At 65.3% G+C, this 1,873-nt stretch carries 2 protein-coding genes; both read left to right on the top strand.

The window, feature by feature from the left end:
• The first annotated feature begins 6 nt into the window (after nt 1–6).
• Complete coding sequence (nudK, locus tag AC1D1P_RS22190; protein ID WP_477674471.1) at nt 7–606, top strand: GDP-mannose pyrophosphatase NudK; 600 nt, start codon at nt 7–9, stop codon at nt 604–606.
• 77 nt (nt 607–683) lie between these two features.
• Nucleotides 684–1,873: multidrug effflux MFS transporter (locus AC1D1P_RS22185; RefSeq protein ID WP_477674470.1), on the top strand; the 1,190-nt coding region annotated here is incomplete at its 3' end.

Raw genomic sequence — 1,873 nt, 5'->3', positions numbered from 1 at the left:
CCACACGTGCGCGTGCTCGGCGACGAACGCCTGTCCGACAACTGGTATGTATTGCGCAAACTCACCATCGAGTTGCGCCGCCGCGGCGGCACGTGGCAGCAGCAGACACGCGAGGTCTATGACCGCGGCAACGGCGCAGCGATCCTTCTTGTCAACGTCCGGCGGCAAACCGTGGTGCTGACAAGGCAGTTCCGGCTGCCGGCCTGGGTCAATGGTTGCGCCGACGGTATGCTCATCGAGGCCTGCGCCGGACTGCTCGATGGCGACGACCCCGAGACCTGCATCCGCCGCGAAGCAGCCGAAGAAACCGGGTTCCGCATCCAGGCGCCGCACAAGGTGTTCGAGGCCTACATGAGCCCGGGTTCGGTCACTGAAAAGTTGCACTTCTTCGTAGCCTCCTACGAAAGTTCAGACCGGGCAGGAGAAGGCGGCGGCATCGCCCATGAAGGTGAAGACATCGAGGTGATCGAGCTGTCGCTGGAAGAAGCGCTGGCCATGGTGCGCAGCGGCGCCATTGAAGACGCCAAGACCATCATGCTGCTGCAGCACGCAAAAATCACCGGCCTGGACCGCCTGCTCCCTCTGCCCCCTTCTTCCGGGTCCTGAATTGATTCTGGAAACGGCCCCTCGGGCCATGCCAGTACCGCGATGCAGCAGGCGTTTTGTCTGATACGCTCAGCTCAATGGATGTTCCTGTTTCGAAGACCGCGGCGCCTGCCATGTCGCCCGGCATGGTGGTGCTGGTCCTGTCGATGCTGCTGGGCATCCAGCCGGTCACGACCGATCTCTACCTGCCCGCCCTGCCCGCCCTGACTGAAGGTTTCGGCGCGCCGATGTCGCAGGCGCAGCTCACGCTCAGCGCCCTGCTGCTGGCCTTCGGCACCTCCCAGCTGATCTGGGGCCCGCTGTCGGACCGCTTCGGCCGCCGTCCCATCCTGCTCTGGGGCCTGTGCGCCTACACCCTCGCTTCCGTCGGCAGCACGCTCGCATCGTCGATGACACTGCTGATCACCTGGCGCATCGTGCAGGGCGCCGCCATGGGCGCTGCAGTGATGTGCGCGCGCGCCATTGTGCGCGACCTGTACCAGCCGCTTGAAGGCGCCCGCGCCATGTCCAAAGGCTTGAGCGGCCTGGGCGTGCTGGCCTGCATCAGTGCACCGCTGGGCGGCTTGCTGTCGGAGCTTTTCGGCTGGCGCATGGCACTGATGGCGCTGGCCGTGTTCGGCGCGGCCACGCTGGCCCTCATCTCACTGCGGTTTGAAGAAACCCTGGCACAGAAAAACCCGCGTGCGCTGCAGCCGGCCACACTGCTGCGCACCTGGGTCCATATTCTTCGCAACCCCACGTTCCTGGCGTTTTCGGTGTTGACCGCGGCCTCCTACGGCGGCCTCTTCACCTTTCTGGCCACCTCGTCGTTCGTGTTTATCAAGGTGCTGGGCCTGACCAAAACACACTACGGCCTCATCATGTTTTCGATGTGTTTTTGCTACCTCACCGGCACCTTCATCTGTCGTCGGCTGCTGCCGCGCTTTGGCGTGCGGCGCTCGGTGGCCGTGGCCGCCTGCCTCACACTGGCCGGCGGAACCCTGATGGGCGTGCTGGCCTGGGCCGGCATCCAGAACGTCTGGGCCATCATGCTGCCCTACTACCTGTTCATGCTGGGGCATGGCGTGCACCAGCCCTGCGGGCAGAGCGGCGCCGTTAGTCCCTTCCCCCAGGCGGCGGGCGCTGCCTCGGCCCTCAACGGATTTCTCATGATGGTCGTGGCCTTCGGCATGGGCGGCTGGCTGGGAACCCACATGGACGGCACGGTGCGGCCGCTGACCAACGGCGTCTGGTTCTGGAGCGCGCTGATCGCCGCCACGGCCTGGAC

The organism is Polaromonas sp. P1_E1_2, from assembly GCF_056406035.1.
The sequence above is the reverse complement of the archived record's forward strand: the minus strand, read 5'-3'. Positions and strand labels throughout refer to the sequence as shown.